This is a genomic window from Microtetraspora glauca, assembly GCF_040656155.1.
Classification (GTDB): Bacteria; Actinomycetota; Actinomycetes; order Streptosporangiales; family Streptosporangiaceae; genus Microtetraspora; species Microtetraspora glauca.
This window is the reverse complement of sequence record NZ_JBFALK010000010.1, coordinates 239970-258087: the sequence shown is the minus strand read 5'-3', so window position 1 is coordinate 258087 and position 18118 is coordinate 239970. Positions and strand designations below refer to the sequence as shown.

Genomic DNA, 18118 nt, shown 5'->3' with positions numbered 1-18118 from the left:
CGCCGTGGACGGCATCGGTCCCACCCGTCAGTCTCGGAGAGAGCCTGACCCCGGGCAACGTACAAACTGCCGAACCAGCGGGACGGGAATTGAGCACATGGCACATCCGCAGCAGCGCATCGACGGCACCGGCGACACCGGCGACACTGACGACACTGACCGCTACCACTGCATCGACGGCGACGGCGACGGACGCGTCCCGATCCGGGCGCTCCTGGCCGAACCGCCGCTGCGCGGGCGCCTGCTCGGCGGTGAGGCGGGGCTGGGCCGTACCGTCTCCTGGTGCCTGCCCCTGTCGGAGGTGCGTCTCCCCACCGTCGCGGACGGTGCCACGCTGCCCCGCGACCTCTCCGGCGTCGCCGTCCACCTGCCGACCACGGCGCTGGCCGGGGCGGAGGAACCGGGCCGGCTGGTGGCCGAGCTGGACCTGCGCGGCGCGGCGGCGCTGCTGGCCTGGCCGCCGCCGGAGGGTCCAGGTCCGCTCCCCGAGCTGGCCGGGGCGGCGAAGGCGGCGGACGAGGCGCGGCTCCCGCTGCTCCTCCTGTGCGGAGAGGCCGACTACCGCGTGGTGAGCAGGCTCGTGGGGCAGAAGGCGCTCGCCCAGACGTCCCACGTCCTGGAGTACAGCGCGCGGGTGCACCGCGCGCTGGCGGAGGTGCTCGCCCGCGGTTCGGGCATCCCCGCCATGGTGCGGGCCGTCGCGGGTCTCGCGCGCTGCCCGGTGATGGTGATGGACGCCGACGGGGAGACGCTCGCCTGCGCCCGGTTCGGCTCGCCGGGTCCGGACCCCGGCGAGATCGGCGGCCTGCTGGCCGAGCGGCTGCCCGAGCTGCGGGTGCCACGCGACGGCTTCGAGACGGCCGTCGGCCTGATCGAGCTCGACCTGCGGCGGGAGAGCTCCTCCGAGGCGACGCACGTCATGATCGCGCCGATCGTGGTCGGCGGCGACCTGTACGGCCGGCTGGTCCTGATCGAGGCGTCCTGCCCGCCCGACGAGCACGATCTGGCCCAGCACCGGGTGATCGCCGAGCACGGTGCGACCCTGACGGGGTCGGAGATGCTGCGCCAGCGCTCGATCCGTGCGGCGGAGGAGCGGGCGAAGGGCGACTTCGTCGAGTCACTCGTCCACGGCAGGTTCGCCGACCCGCACGAGCTGGAGGCGCGGGCCCGCCATCACGGTTTCGACGTCGCGGGCCGGTTCGCCGTGCTCGCGGTGACCGCGGCGGCGCTGCTGCCCACCGGGAGGCGCGACGAGCGCAGGGCCGCGGCGGTGACGCGGATCGCCCAGGCCGTCGAGCCCGTGGCGGGCCGCTGGACGATGGCCGCGGCCGTCGGCACCTTCGTCGTGGTCATCCGGCAGATCTCGGACGGCGCCGGGCACGCCGATCCGCTCGCCGAGCAGGACGCGGTCGCGCACTTCGCCCAGCAACTGCACCGCGCGCTGCGCCCACACCTGGGGGACGACGTCCGGGTCACCTCGGGGCGTTCCGGGCACGGCGCGGCCGGGGTGGCGGCCAGCTACTACGAGGCGCGGGTCGCGATGGGGCTGGCCAGGCACACCGGCGCCTCGCCCGTGTGCGGCTACGACGACCTGCGCGTCTACGCCGCGCTGAGGGAGGTCGCCGGCAGCCAGGAGGGCCGGACGTTCGCCCGCGAGATCCTGCAGGCGCTACGCCGGGTGCACAGCCAGACCGGGGACCTGGAACAGGTGGTCATCGCCTACATCAAGTCGGCGGGCAACCTGAACGCCGCGGCCCGGATGCTCAAGCTGCACCGGAACACGATGCTGTACAAGCTCGACCGGGCCTCGCGGGCGCTGCGCATGGACATCCGGTCGGCGGACACCCAGTTCATGGTGTGGCTCGCCCACCACATCGACACCCTCGCGTCGGTGACCGGGGCGCTGTCGGACGAGCTGTCACCCCCCGCCGAGGACGTGCTCGCGGTCTGATTGGTAGGACGATCGGGTTCGACGGGCGGCCTCCTCGCCGCCCGCCGAGCCCCGCACCGCCGAGCCCCGCACCGCCGAGCCCCGCACCGCCGAGCCCCGCGTCCGTCAGGCCGGCGACCGTCAGCCCGGCGCGCCCAGGCGCCTCCTTCGGGGGCCGTCCGCGGCGGCGGCGTCCGGCGGGAGCCGTACCAGGATCTCGCCGTCCTCCTCCTTCACGGGATACACGCGAATCGGCCGGGTCGCGGGCGGCGTGACCGGCTCGCCCGACTCGTACGCGAAGACGCTGCCGTGGCACGAGCACAGCAGGCCGTCCTCGGTGGCGTGGCCGGACGACAGCAGGCAGTCCAGGTGGGTGCAGTAGTTCGACATCGCGTAGACCCGGCCCTCCCAGCGGGCCACCGCGATCTCGGCCTCGCCCACGAAGAACCGCCGCACGACGCCGTCGGGGACCTGGCCCGACCTGGCCACACGCTGGTAGTCCATCGGCTCTCTCTCCTCACAGCAGTTCGGTCAGGTCGGTGTCCTCGTCGCGGAGCACCGCCGGATCGGGTACGGCACGGGCCGCGACGAGGCTCCTCGCCACCGCCACCTCGCCGCCCCTGTCCATGCCGAACGCGGCGCGCAGCACGCCCTTGTCGAGGTAGAAGGCGACGAAGTCGAACTCCTCCACCCGGCCGCGTACGACGATCTCGTCCCACTCCCGCGCGTGGCCCGCGTACTGCAGGTTGCGGCCGAACTGATCGGACCAGAACCAGTGCGGCGACGTGTACGGCACGCGCTGTCCGAGGATGTTCTTCGCCGCCGCCATGCCGTGGCCGCTGGCGTGGTCGAAGTGCTCCACCCTGATCCGCTGGTCGAACAGCGGGTGATAGTGGCGGGCCACGTCCCCGGCGGCGTACACGCCCGGGGCGCTGGTGCGGCAGTACTCGTCGACCACGACGCCGTCGTCGAGTTCGATCCCCGACCCGGCCAGCGGCTCGACGTTGGGAACCATGCCGACCCCCACCACGACGACGTCGCCCTCGATCACCCGCCCGGAGCCGGTCAGCACGGCGGCGTGGCCGCCGGACTCGGCGTACTCGCGGACGGTCTCGCCGGTGCGCAGGTCGACGCCGGACGCCCGCTGCAACGCCGCGCACGCCGCGCCCATCCGCGCGCCGAGGACGTGGGCGAGCGGGTGATCGGCCCGCTCGACCACGGTCACCCTCGCACCGCCCGCCAGCGCGGTCGAGGCCACCTCCGAGCCGATGAACCCGGCGCCGACGACGATCACGTGGGCGCCGGGCCGGATGTCTGCGCGCAGGCGGTCCGCGTCGGCCACGGTCCGCAGGTACCTGACCCGCTCGCCCTCGACTCCGGGCAGGCGGCGGGGCCGTCCTCCGGTGGCGACCAGCAGCGCGTCGGCGCCCAGAACGGCGCCGTCGGCCAGCTCCACCGCGCGTTCCGCGCCACGCACGGCCGCGACCCGCGTCCCGAGGCGGAGCTCGACATCGTTGTCGCCGCACCACTCCTCGGACAGGAGGCACAGGTCCCCGCCGCTCTCCTCGCCCGCGAGGTATTCCTTCGACAGGGGCGGGCGCTGGTAGGGCGCGACGTGCTCCTCGCCGATGAGGAGCACGTCACCCTCGAAGCCCCTGCGGCGCAGCGTCCGCGCGGCGACCGCGGCGGTCTGGCCGGCGCCGGCCACGATGACGGATCGGATCACCGGTTCTCCTCCGCCGCGAGCGTCCGGGGACGGGGGTCCACGAAGACCGCGCCGTCCTCGACCCGTACCTCGTAGGTGGGCTGGCATCTGTCCTGCCCGTCGGCCCGGCCGGTCGCGGGGTCGAAGGCCCACTGGTGGCCCGGGCAGATCACCCGGCCCCGCAGGATCGTGCCCTTCGTGAGCGACCGCTGCTTGTGCACGCACACGTCACGGAGCGCGTAGACCGTTCCGTCGATCATGAAGAGCCCGATCTGCTCGTCGCCGACGGTCACGAGCGTGCGCCCGCGCCGCGCGAGGTCCCGCAGCGCGGCCACCTCGACCCATTCGCGCGCGGTCATCACGCCGCGACGAGACCGGGCTTGACGTAGTGGCTGTACAGGGCGTCGGTGTAGGAGAACCGCATCTCCGCGCCGACCCGGCAGATCCGCAGGCACCGCTGCTGCAGCTCGGGCGTGTCCGCGTGGTCGAGCACGATCTGGAAGCCGCGCTCGCCGTGGACCTCGTCCGAGGTGATGTGCAGGTCGAAGAACTCGATCTCGTCCTCGGTGAAGCCGTAGACCTCGCGCAGCGGGACGATCTGCTTCTTGTAGATGCTCGGGACCTGGGACTCCAGACCGATGACGAGTGCCGCCGTGGCGACCACGAAGTCCTCCCGCATGGCGACCGCGTAGCACCACGACTGGAGTCCCCGCGTGACGGGGTTCATGTTGGCCGGGTCCTCGACCCGCTCCCTCGTCGTCCCGCACGCCTCGGCGAACCGGATCAGCAGGTCGGTGTGGCGGATGTCGGCCAACTCCTCCTCGTACATGTTCTGGAGGAGGAAGTCCTTGGCCCCGGTGTACCGGTCCGGGGTGTTGGCGTAGACGCAGGCCAGGTAGTCGGCGAACGGACCGACGTAGTGGTAGTGGTTCTCCGCCCAGCGGGCGAAGTGCTCGCGCGTGAGCCGGCCCTCGGCCCAGGCCAGGCTGAACGGCGCGTCCTTCGCCTGGCGGCCCTTGATCGAGTCTTTCAGCGCCTGGCGGAAATCCTCACGCGACAGCAGTTCCGGCATTTCCCTTCTCCCTTCGACGTATTCCACGCTATGAATTCCCGCGGTCCTTTCGTACGGCCATACAGCACACGTCCGGCCGTATTCCGTGTGCGGGTTGCACCATCAGTCGGGCGGGGAGAGATAGACGCTCTTCTCCTGCGTGTGAAAAAGCATCATCTCCGGCCCGGCCTGTTCCTTGTAGGTCTGCGTCCCGGATTCCTTGAGCCCCCCGAAGGGCACGTTCATCGCCATTCCCGTCGTCGGCTGGTTGACCTTCACCACGCCGGAGCGGCTGCGCCGGGCGAACGCCAGCGCCCGGCCGAGGTCGCGGGTGACGATCCCCGACGCCAGGCCGTACTCGGTGTCGGCGGCGAGTGACAGGGCCTCGTCGAAGTCGGCGGCCCGCTGGAACCCGAGCACCGGTCCGAAGATCTCCTCGCGGGCGAGCCGCATCTCCGGCCGCAGCCCGGTGAAGACGGCGGGGCTGACGAAGAGGCCGCGTTCCCTGCCGCCGCCGCTCAGGCGCCGCCCTCCGGTGACCAGCTCCGCCCCCTCCTCCTGGCCGATCCGCACGTAGCCGAGCACCTTGCCGAGCTGGAAGTCGGCGGCGAGCGGGCCCATGCCGACGCCGGGATCCGCGCCGTCGCCCACGACGAGTCCCTCGACGAGCGCGACCACGCGTTCCAGCAGCGGATCGTGCACCGGATCCACGGCGATCACCCGGCTGGTGCCGGTGCACGCCTGGCCGCTGAGTCCGAAGGCCCCTTTCACGATGATCCGCGCGGCGCGGTCCAGGTCGGCGTCCGGCAGCACCACGACCGGGTTCTTGCCGCCCATCTCCAGCTGGGCTCGTCGCGACGGTCCCACCGCGGCGTGTACGGCACGGCCCGTGGCGGTGGAGCCGGTGAAGGTCACCGCGGCCACCCTCGGATCGGCCGCGACCGCCGCCCCGGCCTCCGCTCCCCCGTGCACGAGGGCGATCGCGCAGGGCGGCAGGCCCGCCGCGAGGAGCGCCTCGACCAGCCGCTGGGCCATGAGGGGGGTGACCGGCGAGGGTTTGAACACCACTCCGTTGCCCGCCGCGAGCGCCGGGCCGATCTTGCGCGACGGGATGTTGAGCGGGAAGTTCCACGGGGTGATCGCGCCGACGACGCCCACCGGCTCGCGCCAGGTGTAGACGAGCCCGCCGTCGTCTGAGGGATAGGACCGGCCCGAGATCCGGTGCGCCTCCCCCGCGTGGAAGCGCAGGTTGAGCGGGGTCCTGGTGGTCTCGACCGACGCCTCGGCCAGCGTCTTGCCCTCCTCGCGTACGAGCTCGGCGGTCAGCTCGGCCCTGCGTGCCTCCAGGAGGTCGGCGGCTCTCCGCAGCACCTCGGCCCGCCGGTCGGCGCCGGCTTCGGCCCATTCGGCGGCCCCGTCGGCCACCGCGGACACCGCCTCGGCGACGTCGGCGGCCGACGAGTCGGGGAACTCCCCGACCAGGTCGTCCATGTCCGCGGGGTTGCGGCGGGCGAAGACGGCTCCCGACAGCGCGGGCGTCCACCGTCCTTCGATCAGGTTGCGTCCGGACACCACTTCAGACACCGAGGGCCACTCCGTCCTGCCGGGGGTCGGCGGCGCCCAGCAGAGCGCCGGATTCCTGGTCGATGGAGACGACGAGGGCGCTGCCTCCCGCCGCCCACGGGCCCTGGACCCGTACCTGGTGGCCGAGGCCGCGCAGCCGGGCCAGCGTCTCCGCGCCCAGCCGCGACTCGCAGCGCAACTCGAGCTCCCGGCCGAGCACGTCGGCGTCGCTGCCGGGGAAAACGGTGAAGCGGGGCGCGGCCACCGCCCGCGCCGGGTCGGCGCCGTGGTCGATCAGATGGGAGAGCAGCTGGGTGTTCCACTGCACCTGGCCGTCCCCGCCGGGCGTGTTCCCGATGTGGCGCAGCCGTCCTCCGTCGTCCGTGACCAGCCAGGCGTTCAGCGTGTGCAGGGGCCGGCGGCGCGGCGCCACCTCGTTCGGGTGCCCGTCCAGGAGGTAGGCGCCCCGGCCCAGCCGATTGTTGAGCACGACGCCGGTGCCGGGCACGGTGATCCGGGCGCCGAAGGTGAACGCGAGCGAGTGGATCAGGCTGACCGCGGTGCCGCTCCCGTCGACCGCCACCACGGAGGTGGTGTCGCCTTCCACCGGCACCGGGGACCGCTTCACGGCCGGCGGCCCCTGCCCGGCCAGGGCGGCCCGCCGTACGGCGAGCGACTCGGGGGTGAGCAACACGCGCCAGCGGTCGTCGTCCGAGGCGCAGTACGCGAGCCGGTCGGCGAAGGCCGTCGCGGCGGCGCCCGCCGCCCGGCTCACGGCCTCGGCGGACAGCCAGGGCAGCCCGGCGAGCACGCCGTCGCACAACGCCGCCTGCTGGAGGACCATCCATCCCGGGGTGGGCATCGGGGTCTGGTGGACCGTGAGCCCTCCGTACCGCCCCGTGATCGACGGGCCGGTCAGCGCACGTCCGCACGACGTCCACTCACCCCCGGAGAAGGGCGCTCCGGCGTCCGCGAGCGCGGCGACGGCGCGTTCCGCCAGCTCGCCCGCGTACAGGTCGGCCGGGTCGACGGCGAGGCGGCGCAGCGTCCCGGCCAGCTCCGGCTGGGCGAGCCGCGCGCCCACGCGCGGCGGCCGCCCGCCGGGGAGGAACACCGCGGCAGCGCCGGGGTCGCGTGCGAGGGCGTGCCGATGTTCGGCGATGTCGTCCCGCGTCCTGGCCGTGCAGGGCGTCCCGCGCTCGGCGGCGGCGACGGCGGGGCGCCACAGCTCCTCCAGGCCCCGGGTGGCTCCGGCGGCGTGCAGCGCGGCGAGGGCCGCGACCGCGCCGGGCACCGCGACCGCGAGCGGCCCGCCGAGCGGGATCGCGGTGAGGCCCCGGTCCCGGTAGAAGCCGGGGGTGCCGCCGTCCGGTCCGAAACCGCTGCCGCCGAAGGAGACGACCGTGCCGTCCGGCCGCCGGACCAGCGCGAAGGCGTCACCGCCCACGCCGCACTGTCCGGGGAGCGTGATCCAGCACATCGCGGCCATCGCCAGCGCCGCGTCGACCGCGTTGCCTCCGTCCGCCAGCACGCGCGCCCCGGCGAGGCTCACGGCGGGGTGGGCGGCGGCGACCATCCCGCCCGACGCGACCACGGGCCCACGCGGCGGCGCGTCCCAGAGTGGCACCTCCCCGCTGGGCGCGCGCCGCGTGATCGGGGGCCGGGTGACGGGATCTTCGCGTTCCTTCCGTATCGCGCTCACGGTTCCCAGTCTCGGCGCGCCGTCTTCCCCCGCGATATGGGACGAGTGCCGGAGATCCGGCCCAGGACTTGGGCGGGATGCACATCGGCGCGTGGATTCCTCCGTCGGTTCGCCGATTTCACCATGGGTTGCGGCCATGGGGCGCGGCCACCGGTATCTGCATCGGCATCGGCATCGGCCCGAGTTTCGGCCGCCGATTCCGGCCTCGAAACATCGGCCGCGAATCCACTCGAGGGTGTTCCCCGGGAAACGCTGGACGAGACGGGACGCCGCTGGCACGCTGCACAAACGACCCGATGCGTAATGTGCAGTTTTCTCATTGTCCGTTCGGGGGTGAGCAATCAGATTCTGTGCATCTACTCGCTGCCTGGTACGCACGCCGTACCGAAAGGGAGGTGCCATGGAACTGGGTGCCGCTCACTGGATATACCTGGCCGGGATAGTCGTGATCATCGTCGTCATGATCATGCGGAAGAACATCGTCGTCCCCGCCGTCGCGGCGACGTTCTTCACCGCCTGGGCCTTCACCGGGAACATCGTCACCGGACTTCAGTCGATCTTCGGGGCCAGCCTCACCGCCGCCGCGGAGCTCTTCAACATCTTCCTGATCATCGCGCTGGTCACGGCGCTGCTCGGGGCGCTCAAGGCACTCGGCGCCGACCAGAGGATGATCGAGCCGTTCCGGATGGTGATGCGCGACGGGCACACCTCGTACTGGGTCATCGCGGGCGTCACCTACGTCATCAGCCTGTTCTTCTGGCCCACGCCGGCCGTGCCGCTGATCGGGGCGATCCTGCTTCCCGTGGCGATCCGAGCCGGGTTGCCCCCGCTGGGGGCGGCGCTGTCCATCGCGATCGCCGGCCAGGGCATGGCGCTGTCCAGTGACTATGTCATGCAGGTCGCGCCGGGCCTGTCCGCCAAGGCCGCCGGAGTGTCCGCCGGGGTCGTGGCCGACCGCGCGATGGTCCTGTCCCTGGTCGTGGGTGTGATCGCCTTGGTCCTCGCGTACGTCACGACGCGCAAGACCATCACGGCGCCGAGCCTGGAGCGCCTCCTGGCCTGGGAGGGCGGCCCGGCCGTACCCGTCGGGGCGGGCGTCGCCCCGGTCCCGGCCGCCTCCGTCGCGTCCGCCTCCGTCGCGTCCACTTCGGGCGGGACCGGTTCCGGCGGGACCGGTTCCGGCGCCGGGAACGGCACAGGAAGCGGCGTGGGAAGCGGCGTGGGTGGCGTCGCGGGGAACGCCGGGAACGCGGCGCTCGCCGGACGGTCCAGGGCCTTCGCGATCCTCGTGCCGCTCGCCTTCGCCGCACTGGTGGCCTACATGCTGCTGGGCAAGTTCACCGACCTGGTCCCGGAGACGATCGGAGGGCAGGCCGCCGCGCTGGTCGGCGGGGTCGCGGCCGTGCTGCTCCTGTTCGCGGCCGCCGTCACCGACGGGAAGCGCAGCCTGGAGACGTGCGCGGACCATGTGGTCGACGGCCTGGTCTTCGCGGTCAAGGCGATGGGTGTGGTGCTGCCCATCGCGGGCTTCTTCTTCATCGGCAGCGAGAACTTCGCCGGCCGGATCATGGGACTCGCGGAGGGCGCGAAGGCGCCGAACCTACTGTTCGACCTGGTCAACGCGGCGCAGGGCGGGATTCCGAAGAACTCCTTCGTCATCGCGTTCGCGATCCTCGCGATCGGCATGATCACCGGCCTGGACGGGTCCGGCTTCGCCGGGCTACCGCTGACCGGCTCGCTGTCCGGCGCGCTCGGCCCGACCACGGGGATGGATCCGGCGACGCTGGCGGCCGTCGGCCAGATGGGGTGCGTCTGGTCCGGCGGCGGCGTGCTCATCGCCTGGTCGTCGCTCATCGCGGTGGCGGGGTTCGCCCGGGTCCCCGTGCTGGATCTGGCTCGCAAGGCGTTCTTCCCGGTGGTCGCGGGCCTGGTGGCCGCGACACTACTCGCCGTGATCATCTTCTAGGCCCGGTCTCCGCCCGGGGCGCCCTCCATGCCGGCCGCCGGCGCCGGGGGCGCCCCACCCGTCGGCGGGCCCGGATCAGGGACCGGCGAGTACGTCGAGCAGGCCGGGGAGCACGATCCCGACCCCCATGATGGCAACGGGGGTGAGGAACTGGAAGCAGACGGCGAGGGCGCATCCCCGGCCGCCGCCCAGAGGGGACGGCGGCGGCGCCTGCGGTCCGAGCCCGCGCCACAGCGACCGGGGTTCGGAGCACAGGTACATGACGGCGCCGATCTGGCCGACGGTGAACAGCCAGAACCACGCCCAGCGGTTACCCAGCCGGGGCCGGGCCGTGCCCAGCATGATGACGAACGCCGCGATCCAGGCGGCCTTGACCGTCCAGCTCACGTACGGCACCGGCACCGCGAACGGCCAGTCGGGGTACGCGGGCACGCCGTTGTCGCGAAGCCTGGCCTGCCGCAGCACCGGACGCGCCTCGGAGGCGTCCAGATCGGCGGTCAGGCGCGCCACCGTGTAGGTGCCGTCGACGTCCTGTCCCCATGGGTCCTCCATCGAGTACCAGAACAGCGGGCTGTTCGACCAGCGCATCGCCCGCACGTCCCCATGGCCGCTCTCGTAGATCACATACGTGACCCGCCCGGCACGGAGGTCCGCCCGGAAGTCCGCCACATCACGCGTCCGGGGAGCGGCGCTCAGGACGGTCACGAGGGTGCCCCAGAGCAGGATGACCAGCAGGAGCACGCGCACCCACAGGCCCACGATCCGGTACGGCTCCCGCATCACCGGCGACTCCCGGTACGAATGCACGCGTCTCCCCCGATCGTGTCGGCCCGCCGTGCCCCTGCGAAATCATCCTGCATGGCGGAGGAACGGAGGAGTGTATTGTGCGCATCCGCCCGGAATCGGAGGTGCCACGCTCAGTCGTCGAGGGCATCAGGGTCAAAGGGCGGATCGTCCACCGCCTCGGCCATGGACTCGATGAGCCGCAGCACGGCGCGGCAGTCGCCGACCGCGCTGTGGTCGCCGCCCGGCAGGGCGTGCCTGCGCCAGTCGGACCGCCGGGCGTCCCACTCGCCTCTGAACCAGCCGTACACGGTCATCGCGCACTTCCAGGAGAAGCCACTCGACCAGGCCATGGCGTAGTCCAGGCTGCGGATCCTGGCCACCTCGGCACGCAGGAGCCGTCCGTCGTAGCGGCTGTTGTAGACCACGACCGGCCGGTCCGGTCCGGTGAGCACCGCGCTGAGCCGCGGCAGGACCTGCGCGAACGGGAGCTGCCCGGCGACGTCCGCGTCGAGGTATCCGTGGATCGCGGACGCCTCGGCCGGGATGGGGACGCCCGGGTCGACGAGCGTGTCGAGCAGCACGTTCCCCCGCATGTCGATCACGCCGATCTGCACCGCGCGGTCGGTGTTCGGATCGGTGCCGGTGGTCTCGGTGTCGAGGATGACGGCGTTGGAGCGGAGCATCTCGTCGGCCCATCGGATCGACCTCCACCGTTCGGCCTCGAGATCGATCGTGTCGCGTTCGCGATAGAGTTCGAACTCGCGCCCGTCCATGACGACGACCGCGACCGGCGGCTTGACCGGCAGGTGGCGTCGCTTCGCGAGCTGCCCCTTGGTGTGGAGATCGCGGGCGTTGGCCTGCCGCCAGGTGAACCGGGGCAGACCCTCGGGCGCGACCGCGGGGGAAGTGGTCATGATCGCGATATAGCAGGCACCACCGACACTTTCCACCCCGACGTCACGGCGCGTCACCCCAGACGGACCGGGACGAGCACGAGAGAGGCGGCCGATGGAGCAGGGTCCGGGCATGGCGGAGTGGCCGCGGAGCGTCGCCGAGGCGGAGGCCGTACAGGAACGGCTGCGCCCCCTGGTGGACCTCGACGACCCGGGCCCGGAGACGGTCCGGCACGTGGCCGGCCTCGACGTCGCGTACGCGACCGAGGGCGACGAGCTCACGGCGGCCGTGGTGGTCCTCGACACGGGCACGCTCGAGGTCGTCGACCAGGCGGTCGTCCACGAGCGCGCGCGGTTCCCGTACGTGCCGGGACTGTTCGCCTTCCGTGAGCTGCCGCCGCTGCTCATCGCGCTGGAACGGCTCCGGATCACGCCCGAGCTCCTGGTCTGCGACGGGTACGGCCTGGCCCACCCCCGGCGGTTCGGGCTCGCCTGCCACGTCGGCGTGCTGACCGGCCTGCCCGCGATCGGTGTGGCCAAGACGGCGTTCGTCGGCGCCTACGGCGATCCCCCTCCGGAGCGCGGCTCCTGGGCGCCGATCGTGGATCGCGGCGACGTGGTCGGGCGTGCGCTGCGCACCCGTGACGGGGTGAAGCCGGTCTTCGTCTCCCAGGGGCATCGTGTCGGGCTGGACAACGCCTGCCGGCACGTGTTGCGGCTCGCCCCGGCCTACCGGCTGCCGGAGCCGATCCGCCAGGCCGATCGGCTGTCCCGATCAGGCGCGCGCACCGCCTGACAGGCGGCGCGAACCGGCCTGAAGCGGGCCTGAGGGTGGGTCTGCGACAGGACTGAGGGGCCGCTCCCGGGTGCGAGCCCCAGGTCAGCGCATGGCAACCTATGGACGAAACATATCGGTAACAGACCTAACGTCCTGGTTGACCGATATTGCGGGGGACCCGTATGGTCTCCTCCATATTCTATAGAATCCAGAATATGGAGGACCCGGATGAGCACCACTTCGCGCGCAGCGATCGTCCTTGACGCCGCTGGCGAGGTGGAGATCCGCTCCTACGAGGTTCCCGAACCCGGCCCCGGCGAGTTCGTGCTCAAGCTGGAGCTGTGCGGCGTCTGCGGCACCGACGCGCACGTCTACCAGGGGCGCCTGCCCAGCATCGCCTTCCCGGCGCTGCTGGGACACGAGATCGTCGGCACCGTCGCCGCGCTCGGCGAGGGAGTGACGACCGACCACCGCGGCCGTCCCGTCACCGTCGGCGACCGCGTCGGCGTCTTCCCCGCGGCCAGCTGCGGCCACTGCTACCAGTGCCAGGTGCGGCACCGCCCCGCGAACTGCCCGGACCGCCGCCCCTCCTACGGCTTCAAGTCCCCGGTGACGAACCCGCCCCACCTGACGGGCGGGTTCGCCGAGTACCTGCACGCCGCCAACACCGGCACCGTGTTCTACCGTACGGACCTGCGGCCCGAGGTCGCGGTGCTCCAGGAACCGATGTCGGTCGCGCTGCACGGGATCGAGCGCGGCGGGGTCCGCCTCGGCTCGACCGTCGTCGTGCAGGGCGTGGGCGCGATCGGACTGATGGCCGTGGTCGCCGCCCGCGCCGCCGGAGCCTCACGGGTCGTCGCGGTCGGCGCTCCCCGGGCCCGGCTGGAGCTGGCGAAGGCGCTGGGAGCCGACGCCGTGGTGGACATCGCCGAGGTGGGCGACGTCGACGAGCGGCGGCGCGCGGTGTTCGACGCGCTGGACGCGCCCGGCGCCGACTGCGTGGTGGGCGCGAGCGGTTCGCCGCACGCCTTCATGGAGGCCATCGGGCTGGTGGCCGACGGCGGCGTCCTGGCCGAGCTGGGCAACTTCACCGACCGGGGAACGGTTCCGTTCAACCCCTTCAGCGACCTCCTGAAGCGTGACATCACCATCGCCGGCGTCTACGGCGCCGGCCCCGACATGCAGCGCAGATACCACGACGCGCTGCTCATCCTGGAGCGCGGCGGCTGGCCGTACGACCGTGTGGTCAGCCATCGCGTGCCCCTGGAGCGGGTGGGCGAAGCGCTCACCGCGCTCGGCGGCGGCTTCTCCCTCGACGGCCGGGACATCGTCAAGCTCGCGATCGATCCCTGGGCCTGAGTCTCTCCCCCGTCCCCTGCTCCATGTAACTCCCCTTAATTCCGTACAACCCCCTTGAGAGGAGAACCGGCCATGCGCCGTTATCTCCGGCTGGCGGCGGCCGCCGCCGTCTTCAGCCTCACCGTCACCGCCTGCGGCTCGTCCGGCGGCGACGACGCCCCCGCCGCCGATGGCGGCGGGCTGGGCACAGCGCAGAACCCGGTCTCGATCCGGGTCCTCGCCAACGACGCCTTCGCCAAGCAGTGGCAGGACCAGCTCGTCCCCGAGTTCAACAAGAAGTACCCGAACATCAAGGTCACCGTGGACGGCGTGCCGTACAACGACCAGCTCGCCAAGTCGATGCTGGAGCTGACCAGCCCCACCGCCACGTACGACATCGTGCTCGGTGACGACCCCTGGATGCCGCAGCTCGCCAAGACCGGCGGCCTGGTCGACCTGAAGACCGACCTCACGAAGTTCGCCGACGCGAACTACGACTGGGACGACATCAACTCCGCGGCACTGGCCGCCGGCGAGTGGGACGGCCACCAGTACGGCGTGCCGGTCCGCTCGAACCTGCTGCTGATGTTCTACAACCGCTCGCTGTACAAGAAGGCCAAGGTCGACGAGCCGACGACGGCGACGACCTGGGACCAGTACTTCAAGGACGCGGCCAAGCTCGTCCAGGACACCGACGGCGACGGCAAGACCGACGCCTGGGCGGTGGGCACCTACTTCACCAAGGACCCGCTGACGCCCACGATCTGGCAGACCGCGCTGAACTCGAACGGCGGCAAGCTGCTGGACGAGAACCTGAAGGTCCAGTTCGACAACGAGACCGGCGTCAAGGCGCTGCAGACGCAGGTCGACATGCTGAAGTACGCCCCGCCCGGTGCGGCCACGTACCAGTTCAACGAGCCGCTGGAGGCGTTCCGCCAGGGCAAGGTCGCCACGATGTTCATGTGGGGCAGCGTCTACAAGGGCACGGCCATCGACACCACGACCACCACCCTCAAGGAGGACGAGGTCGGGATCACCACGCTGCCGGCCGGCAGCACCGGCCCCGGTGCGCACCGCGGCATCTGGACGGCGGGCGTGGCGAAGAAGTCGACGCACCAGGCCGCCGCGTGGACGTTCCTGCAGTGGACGACCTCCAAGGAGGGAGAGCAGTGGGTCGGCGCGAACCTGGGCACCTTCCCCGCGCGTAACTCCACCCTGAACGGCACGCCGCCGGCGCCGTGGCTGAAGCCGGTCTACACCGCGATCTCGGCGGGCTACGACGCGATCGCCAAGGGCGAGATGTGGCGCCCGCGTCTGCCCGAGTCCGACGCCGTACAGCAGATCCTCGCCCTGCAGACCAGCCGGGCCATCTCCGGCCAGGCCACGGCCCAGGAGGCGGTCCACCAGGCGGCCACCGACATCTCCGCGCTGCTGAAGTCCAAGGGCTACCAGCAGTGAGTGCTGTCCGCACCTCGTCGTCCCGGGTGAGGGCCTCCGGCCCCACCCGGGGCTCCGGGGGTCCTCCACGGGCGCGGAAGGTGCGCCTCGGTGAGCCGGGCACGGCGTGGCTGTTCCTCACGCCCGCGATCGTCCTGCTCGCCGGCATGCTCCTTTATCCCATCATCTACACGGTCTGGGTGAGCTTCTCCGACTTCGACCTCTCGACCTTCCAGCCGGGTGACTGGATCGGGTTGAAGAACTACGAGGCGGTGATCCACGACCCCGGATTCCTGCAGTCGCTCAAGGTCACCGGGATCTACCTGGTGATCGCCCTGCCGGTGCAGCTCATCCTCGGTTTCGCCATCGCGTTCCTCCTCAATGTGGAGTGGCGCGGACGGGGCGTGCTGCGCGCGCTGTTCCTGATCCCGATGGTGGTCGCCCCCGTCGTCGCGGGCGGCGTCTGGCGGATGCTGCTCGACCCGCTGTGGGGCGTGGTCAACTACGCCCTCGGACTGGTGGGGATCGGGCCGATCGAGTGGATCAGCGACCCCACACTCGCCATGGTCAGCCTCATCCTGATCGACAGCTGGCGCTGGACGCCGTTCATCGTCCTGGTCGCGTCGGCGGGCATCATGGCCCTGCCGTCCGACGTGTACGAGGCGGCCAGGTCGGACGGCGCGTCGCGCTGGCAGACGCTGCGGCACGTCACGCTGCCGCTGCTGGTCCCCGTGATCGCGGCGGCCTTCGTCGTCCGCTGGCTGGGCGCGGTCAAGATGTTCGACATCGCGCTCGCGGCCACGAAGGGCGGTCCCGGACAGGCGACCGACGTGGTGAACCTCTACATCTATGAGAAGGGGTTCCGGGGGCTGGAGTTCGGGTCGGCGTCGTCCATGGCGACCATCGTGCTGATCATCACCATGATCATCACCTTCTTCCTGTTCCGCCTGAGCCGTTATCTGGAGAACCGATGGTGAGCAGCAGCCGCCTGGGACGGGCGGCGGCGATCGGCGGGGCGATCCTGGCCACGCTCGTCTTCCTCTTCCCCGTGATCTACATGGCCAGCATCTCGTTCAAGCTGCCGCGCGACATCTTCACGGTGCCGCCGCGCTGGTTCAGCGAGCTGACCTTCGACAACTACACCAGCTACTTCCACCAGGCCCGGATCCTGCCGCGCATGGTGAACACCGTCATCGTGGCGGCCGGGTCCGCGATCATCTCGATGGTCGCCGGCGCGATGGCCGGGTACGCGCTGACCCGGCTGCGCATGCGGGGCGCCGGCGTCATGGCCGGGCTCATCCTCGCGTCCCGCGCGGTGCCGCCGATCGCGCTGGTCGTGCCGATGTTCCTGGTGGCGCGGCGGCTCGGCCTGACCGACCAGTACATCACCGTGATCCTCGCCTACGTGACGTTCCTGGTGCCGTACGTGGTCTGGCTGATGCGGGCGTTCTTCCGCGGCCTGCCGAAGGAGCTGGAGGAGGCCGCGATGCTGGACGGCTGCAGCCGGTTCGGCGCCTTCTTCCGCATCATCGTGCCGTGCAGCCTTCCCGGGCTCATCTCCACGATGATCTACTGCATCATCCTCGCCTGGGAGGAACTGCTCTTCGCGCTGATCCTCACCAACGACAGGGCGGTCACCATCCCCGTGGCCATCGCCGGCATCGCGGCCGACACCGAGAACGGCGGCCTGTGGGGCCCGCTGGCGGCCGTGGGCGTGCTCACCGTGCTCCCTGTGGTGATCTTCGCGCTGGCGGTGCAGAAGTACCTCGTCAAGGGTCTCGCGGACGGAGCGACGAAGGGATGAGGATCCGCGACGTTCGGGCACGGCTCATCGAGCTGCCCTATCCACGTCCCTTCGTCCCCTCCTGGGCACCGGAAGGCGCGCACCGCAGCATGTCGGCGGTGATCGTCGAGGTCGAGACGGACGAGGGGGTCGTCGGCGTGTCCGGCGGCGACATGGGCCACTCGACCGGGCCGCTGCTCCTGGAGACGATCAGGGGCTGGATCCGGCCCCGGCTGGTCGGGATGGACCTGTTCGCCACCCAGCACATCGCCAACCATCTCCGCTACGTCGCGGAGTACGTCTTCCCCCGCCCGTGGGTGGTCGGCGTGGCCGTCTGGGACGCCGTGGGCAAGGCCTGCGGGCGTCCGCTCCACAAGCTGTGGGGCGGGCACACCGACCAGATCCGCGCCTACGCCAGCTTCGGCGAGGTACGCGACCCGGAGCAGCGGGTCGAGGACGCGCTGCTCGTGGTGTCCGAGGGCTTCACCGGGCTCAAGCTGCGGGTCCACGCGGACACGGTGGCCGAGGACATCGCTCAGGTCGCCGCGGTCCGCGAGGCCGTCGGCCCCGACATCGCGATCATGGTGGACGCCAACCAGGCCGCCGCGCGCTGGCGCTACCGGCCGGACGGCAGCCGCCTGATGTGGGACTTCGACCGGGCGCTCACCACCGCCAGGGAACTGGCCGATCTCGGCGTCGCCTGGCTGGAGGAGCCGCTGCCCCGGCACGACTACCGGGCGCTGCGCGAGCTGACGGCGCGGTCGCCTCTCCCGATCGCGGGAGGCGAGCACAACCGGGGCATCGGCCAGCTGGTCCGCCTGCTGGAGGACGACTGCTTCACCATCTACCAGCCGGACGCCAACGAGAGCGAGGACATCGCCGCGCTGCGCGACTTCGGCGCGATGGCGGCGGCGCGGCAGCGCCGGGTCGTCCCGCACGCGTGGGCGACCGGGCTCGGCGTGGCGGGCAATCTGCACCTTTCCGCCTCGCTGCCCACCTGCGACTGGCTGGAGTATCCGTACGATCCGCCGGTGATCGTGCCGGAAGTGTTCCACGTGATGCTCACCAAGCCGCTTCTGCCTGATTCCACGGGCTTCGTGACCGTTCCGGAGGGTCCGGGTCTGGGTGTAGAGCTGGACCACGCGGTGGTCGAACCGCTGACCGTCCTACGGGTCTGAGGAGTGTC

Annotated in this window: 16 protein-coding genes; 8 read left to right on the top strand and 8 right to left on the bottom strand. The window is 71.7% G+C overall.

Annotation, left to right across the window (positions count from 1 at the left end; translation table 11 throughout):
* The first annotated feature begins 97 nt into the window (after positions 1 to 97).
* Positions 98 to 1951 (top strand): PucR family transcriptional regulator, encoded by a 1854-nt coding sequence (locus tag AB0I59_RS20135; RefSeq protein WP_358134731.1) that lies wholly within the window; start codon positions 98 to 100, stop codon positions 1949 to 1951.
* A gap of 120 nt (positions 1952 to 2071) precedes the next feature.
* On the opposite strand, the gene AB0I59_RS20130 is transcribed toward AB0I59_RS20135, so the two are convergent.
* The 6 genes from AB0I59_RS20130 to AB0I59_RS20105 form a co-directional block, all read right to left on the bottom strand.
* Entirely contained in the window at positions 2072 to 2434 is a 363-nt protein-coding gene (locus tag AB0I59_RS20130) for a Rieske (2Fe-2S) protein (protein WP_061261179.1), read from the bottom strand.
* Positions 2435 to 2447: 13 nt separating this feature from the next.
* The gene (locus AB0I59_RS20125; protein WP_358134728.1) at positions 2448 to 3656 is read right to left on the bottom strand and encodes an NAD(P)/FAD-dependent oxidoreductase; all 1209 of its coding nucleotides are present in this window, start codon (positions 3654 to 3656) and stop codon (positions 2448 to 2450) included.
* Positions 3653 to 3994 carry a Rieske (2Fe-2S) protein gene (locus tag AB0I59_RS20120; protein WP_358134837.1) on the bottom strand — a complete coding sequence of 114 codons (342 nt, stop codon included), beginning with the start codon at positions 3992 to 3994 and terminating at the stop codon, positions 3653 to 3655. Before AB0I59_RS20120 ends, AB0I59_RS20125 begins: the two co-directional genes overlap by 4 nt.
* A complete protein-coding gene (locus AB0I59_RS20115) occupies positions 3994 to 4707 on the bottom strand; it encodes an iron-containing redox enzyme family protein (RefSeq protein WP_061261176.1) in 714 nt (237 codons plus the stop codon). The genes AB0I59_RS20120 and AB0I59_RS20115 overlap by 1 nt, the downstream gene beginning before the upstream one ends.
* A gap of 102 nt (positions 4708 to 4809) precedes the next feature.
* A complete protein-coding gene (locus AB0I59_RS20110; RefSeq protein ID WP_358134725.1) occupies positions 4810 to 6270 on the bottom strand; it encodes an aldehyde dehydrogenase family protein in 1461 nt (486 codons plus the stop codon).
* Entirely contained in the window at positions 6263 to 7951 is a 1689-nt protein-coding gene (locus tag AB0I59_RS20105) for a gamma-glutamyltransferase (protein WP_358134722.1), read from the bottom strand. The genes AB0I59_RS20110 and AB0I59_RS20105 overlap by 8 nt, the downstream gene beginning before the upstream one ends.
* A gap of 400 nt (positions 7952 to 8351) precedes the next feature.
* Here AB0I59_RS20105 and AB0I59_RS20100 point away from each other — a divergent pair, with 400 nt between their 5' ends.
* The gene (locus AB0I59_RS20100) at positions 8352 to 9917 is read left to right on the top strand and encodes a hypothetical protein (RefSeq protein ID WP_358134719.1); all 1566 of its coding nucleotides are present in this window, start codon (positions 8352 to 8354) and stop codon (positions 9915 to 9917) included.
* 75 nt (positions 9918 to 9992) lie between these two features.
* Here the strand turns inward: AB0I59_RS20100 and AB0I59_RS20095 are convergent, their stop codons facing one another.
* Positions 9993 to 10724 carry a hypothetical protein gene (locus AB0I59_RS20095; protein ID WP_358134716.1) on the bottom strand — a complete coding sequence of 244 codons (732 nt, stop codon included), beginning with the start codon at positions 10722 to 10724 and terminating at the stop codon, positions 9993 to 9995.
* 110 nt (positions 10725 to 10834) lie between these two features.
* The gene (locus AB0I59_RS20090; RefSeq protein ID WP_061261172.1) at positions 10835 to 11617 is read right to left on the bottom strand and encodes a 3'-5' exonuclease; all 783 of its coding nucleotides are present in this window, start codon (positions 11615 to 11617) and stop codon (positions 10835 to 10837) included.
* Positions 11618 to 11729: 112 nt separating this feature from the next.
* Between AB0I59_RS20090 and nfi the strand changes: the two genes are divergently transcribed.
* The 6 genes from nfi to AB0I59_RS20060 all read left to right on the top strand — a co-directional run bounded on the left by nfi (position 11730) and on the right by AB0I59_RS20060 (position 18110).
* The gene (nfi, locus tag AB0I59_RS20085) at positions 11730 to 12392 is read left to right on the top strand and encodes a deoxyribonuclease V (protein ID WP_358134712.1); all 663 of its coding nucleotides are present in this window, start codon (positions 11730 to 11732) and stop codon (positions 12390 to 12392) included.
* A 210-nt stretch (positions 12393 to 12602) separates the two neighbouring features.
* Positions 12603 to 13733, top strand: coding sequence for a zinc-dependent alcohol dehydrogenase (locus AB0I59_RS20080; protein ID WP_358134709.1), 1131 nt, complete (start codon positions 12603 to 12605; stop codon positions 13731 to 13733).
* 72 nt (positions 13734 to 13805) lie between these two features.
* The gene (locus AB0I59_RS20075) at positions 13806 to 15170 is read left to right on the top strand and encodes an ABC transporter substrate-binding protein (RefSeq protein ID WP_061261169.1); all 1365 of its coding nucleotides are present in this window, start codon (positions 13806 to 13808) and stop codon (positions 15168 to 15170) included.
* An 80-nt stretch (positions 15171 to 15250) separates the two neighbouring features.
* The gene (locus AB0I59_RS20070; RefSeq protein WP_358134705.1) at positions 15251 to 16126 is read left to right on the top strand and encodes a carbohydrate ABC transporter permease; all 876 of its coding nucleotides are present in this window, start codon (positions 15251 to 15253) and stop codon (positions 16124 to 16126) included.
* A complete protein-coding gene (locus tag AB0I59_RS20065; RefSeq protein ID WP_061261167.1) occupies positions 16120 to 16953 on the top strand; it encodes a carbohydrate ABC transporter permease in 834 nt (277 codons plus the stop codon). The genes AB0I59_RS20070 and AB0I59_RS20065 overlap by 7 nt, the downstream gene beginning before the upstream one ends.
* Positions 16950 to 18110, top strand: coding sequence for a mandelate racemase/muconate lactonizing enzyme family protein (locus AB0I59_RS20060; RefSeq protein ID WP_358134702.1), 1161 nt, complete (start codon positions 16950 to 16952; stop codon positions 18108 to 18110). The genes AB0I59_RS20065 and AB0I59_RS20060 overlap by 4 nt, the downstream gene beginning before the upstream one ends.
* Positions 18111 to 18118: the final 8 nt, after the last annotated feature.